Here is a 3884-nt window from a genome sequence, read left to right as displayed (position 1 = left end):
CCGCCGCGCCGTTCGATCAGCTGCCCAGTGCTTCGGGCAGCAATGCGTCGACGAAGGCTTCCGGGTCGAACACGCGGAGGTCTTCCGGGCGCTCGCCGATGCCGGCGAAGCGGATCGGAATGCCGAATTCACGGGCCAGGGCGAATACCACGCCACCCTTGGCGGTGCCGTCCAGCTTGGTCACCACCAGCCCGGTCACGTTGACCGCGGCATGGAACTGGCGCAGCTGCGACAGCGCGTTCTGCCCGGTGGTGCCGTCGATCACCATCAGCACCTCGTGCGGTGCCGCCGGGTCGATCTTGCCCAGCACGCGGCGGATCTTGCCCAGCTCGTTCATCAGGCCGCCCTGGGTGTGCAGGCGGCCGGCGGTGTCGGCGATCAGCACTTCGGTGCCGCGGGCCTTGCCAGCCTGCAGGGCGTCGAATGCCACCGAGGCGGCATCGGCGTTCTGGCCCTGGGCGACCACGGTGACACCGTTGCGTTCGCCCCAGATCTGCAGCTGGGCCACGGCGGCGGCACGGAACGTATCGCCGGCGGCCAGCATCAGGCTGTGGCCATCGTCCTTGAAGCGCTTGGCCAGTTTGCCGATGGTGGTGGTCTTGCCGACGCCGTTGACGCCGACGGTGAGGACCACGAACGGCTTGGCGCTGCGGTCGATGACCAGCGGCTTGGAGACCGGCTGCAGGATGGCGATCAGCTCGCTGCGCAGCGCCGCCAGCAGCGCATTGGCGTCGGCGAACTCACGGGCCTTCATGCGCTTGCGCAGGCCTTCGACCAGCGCGGTGGTGGCGCCCACGCCGACATCGGCGGTGATCAGCGCGGTTTCCAGTTCGTCGAGCAGGTCGTCGTCAAGCTTGGGATTGCGCGAGAACAGGCCGCCGAAGCTGCGCGCGATGACGCTGTTGCGCAGGCGGTCGCGCCAGCCCAGCTTGCCTGGCGCCGCGGCAGCGGTGCCTTCGGCCGGCTCGGTGGCCAGGGGCTGCGCGGCTTCCTGGGTGATCTGGTTGGCGACCAGTACCGGCGGCGGCAACGGCGCGGCGATGGGTTCGGCCACCACCAGCGGGGCCGGAACGGTCGGTTCGGCAAGGGCGGGCGCCACGGCGGCGACCGGGTCGGGCACGGGGGCCGGGACCACGGCGGGTGCGGTGACGGGGGCGACGAGCGGTGCCTCGGGCGCGACCGGCGATGGCGACACGGTCGCGGCAGGGGCAACCGGCACAACCGGCGGCAGCGGCGCGGCGGGCGGCGCAACGGGCGCTTCGGCAGCAGGCACCCCGGCAGCCGCAGGCGTCTCGATCGGCGCCGGGGCGGTAGGGCCGTCCTGGCTGGCCTACGGGAACGCTGCGGCCAGTTCTTCGGCCGAATAGTGCTGGGTCTTGGGCGCGTCCTGCGGAGCGTCCTGGGGCTTTTTGCGACGGAAGAAACTGAGCATTGGATTCGGCGCTGAAATCAGGGGGATATGCTACCACTGCGCCCTTGGACGGCAGTGCGAACGTCGGCAGTGGGCGTTGTTGTGGGCAGCCGACCAACGGTCGGCTCTACCGGCCACCACCCACCACCCGCGGTAGAGCCGGGCTCTGCCCGGCTGCCACTTCCCCGGCTGCCACGGATCGGCTGCGGCCGATCGGCCCCTAAAGCCCGCAGCGCGGCAGCCGCTAACGGCTGTGAAGCACTGCGTCATTCAGACGCAGTCATACATCGTGGAGTGCAGGACCGTGAACGTGATGTCCATCGCCAGCTCAGGCCTCCGCGCCGCCACCCTCGGGGTGCAGGCGGCCGCGTCGAACGTGGCGCGCCTGCCGGTGGCCGATGCCACCCGGATCGGCGTGGCCCGGGCCGCGGCGGCCGGCACTACCGGGTGCGATTGCGGCCATCAGCCGGGTGTGCGAATGCCGACCGTTGGTCGGCACGCACCCGTCCGGCAGCGGTCGCCTTACGCCGACAATTCCAGCAGCAGCTTGTTGAGCCGGCGCACGTAGGCGGCCGGGTCCTTCAGCGTGTCACCGGCAGCCAGTGCGGCCTGTTCGAACAGTACGCGGCTCAGGTCGTCGAAGCGTGCGGCGTCGGCTTCCTGGTCCAGCTTGCCGATCAGCGGGTGGCCGGGGTTGAACTCGAACACCGGCTTGCTGTCGGGCACCTTCTGGCCGTTGGCTTCCAGGATCTGGCGCATCTGCAGGCCCAGGTCCTGTTCGCCGATGGCCAGGATCGCCGGGGAGTCCGTGAGGCGGTGCGACACTCGCACGTCGGCCACATCTTCACCGAGCGCGGTCTTGATGCGATCGACCAGGCCCTGCTTGTCCTTGGCGGCTTCTTCCTGGGCCTGCTTGTCTTCGGCGCTTTCCAGTGCGCCCAGGTCCAGGTCGCCGCGGGCGACGTCGACGAACGACTTGCCGTCGAATTCGGTCAGGTAGCCCATCAGCCATTCGTCGATGCGGTCGGTGAACAACAGCACTTCGATGCCCTTCTTGCGGAACACTTCCAGGTGCGGGCTGTCCTTGACCTGGGTGTAGCTGTCGCCGGTCAGGTAGTAGATCTTGTCCTGGCCCTCGATCATGCGGCCCACGTAATCGGCCAGCGACACGCTCTGCTCGCCGCTGGCGTCATGGGTGGAGGCGAAGCGCAGCAGGCCGGCGATCTTTTCGCGGTTGTTGAAGTCTTCGGCGGGGCCTTCCTTGAGCACCTGGCCGAACTGCTTCCAGAAGCCGGCGTAGACCTCGGGCTTGTCGGTGGCCAACTTCTCCAGCATGTCCAGCGAACGCTTGGTCAGGGCCGACTTCATGGAGTCGATGACCGGGCCGGACTGCAGGATTTCGCGCGAGACGTTCAGCGACAGGTCGTTGGAATCGACCACGCCCTTGATGAAACGCAGGTACATCGGCAGGAACTGTTCGGCCTGGTCCATGACGAACACGCGCTGCACGTAGAGCTTCAGGCCCTTGGGCGCGTCGCGGTGGTACAGGTCGAACGGGGCGTGGCCGGGCACGTACAGCAGCGAGGTGTACTCGAGCTTGCCTTCAACCTTGTTATGGCTCCATGCCAGCGCATCCTGGTGGTCATGGGCGGCGTGCTTGTAGAACTCCTGGTACTCGGCGTCGCTGATCTCGGTGCGCGGGCGGGTCCACAGGGCGCTGGCGCGGTTGACGGTTTCCCATTCAACCTCGGCCGGGGCGTCGTCGCCGTGGTGTTCCTTGACCATCTGGATCGGCAGGCCGATGTGGTCGGAGTACTTCTTGATGATGCCGCGCAGGCGCCAGCCATCGGCAAAATCGTGCTGGTCGTGCTTGAGGTGCAGCACGATGCGGGTGCCGCGCTCGGGCTTGTCGATGGCTTCGACGTCGAACTCGCCTTCACCGCGCGAGGACCAGTGCACGCCCTCGCTGGCGGGCAGGCCGGCGCGGCGGGAGTAGACGTCGACCTGGTCGGCGACGATGAAGGCGCTGTAGAAGCCGACGCCGAACTGGCCGATGAGCTGGGAGTCCTTCTTCTGGTCGCCGGAGAGCTGGCGCAGGAAGTCACCGGTGCCGGACTTGGCGATGGTGCCGAGGTGCGCGATGGCATCCTCGCGGCTCATGCCGATGCCGTTGTCGTCGATGGTGAGGGTGTGGGCGTCGGCATCGAAGCTGACGCGGATGCGCAGGTCGCCGTCGTTTTCGAGCAGGGCCGGCTGGGTCAGCGCTTCGAAGCGCAGTTTGTCGGAGGCATCGGCGGCGTTGGAGATGAGCTCGCGAAGGAAGATTTCCTTGTTGGAGTACAGCGAGTGGATCATCAGCTGCAGCAGCTGTTTGACTTCGGTCTGGAAGCCCAGGGTTTGTTTTTGGGTCTGCTCGGTCACGGTGACGATGCTCCTTGGACGATGCCGCGCCCGGCGCGGCATCGTCCAAGGA

Annotated in this window: 1 protein-coding gene and 1 pseudogene; both read right to left on the bottom strand. The window is 67.7% G+C overall.

The features are described from left to right. Window positions 1-16: 16 nt before the first annotated feature. Window positions 17-1432 (bottom strand): annotated as a pseudogene (gene ftsY, locus DBR34_RS05005) (signal recognition particle-docking protein FtsY). A gap of 501 nt (window positions 1433-1933) precedes the next feature. Further along, window positions 1934-3832, bottom strand: coding sequence for a molecular chaperone HtpG (gene htpG, locus DBR34_RS04995; protein WP_128095947.1), 1899 nt, complete (start codon window positions 3830-3832; stop codon window positions 1934-1936). Window positions 3833-3884 lie beyond the last annotated feature (52 nt).

The organism is Stenotrophomonas sp. HMWF003, assembly GCF_003061285.1.
Classification (GTDB): domain Bacteria; phylum Pseudomonadota; class Gammaproteobacteria; order Xanthomonadales; family Xanthomonadaceae; genus Stenotrophomonas; species Stenotrophomonas maltophilia_AP.
This window is presented reverse-complemented; position numbering and strand designations above follow the sequence as displayed.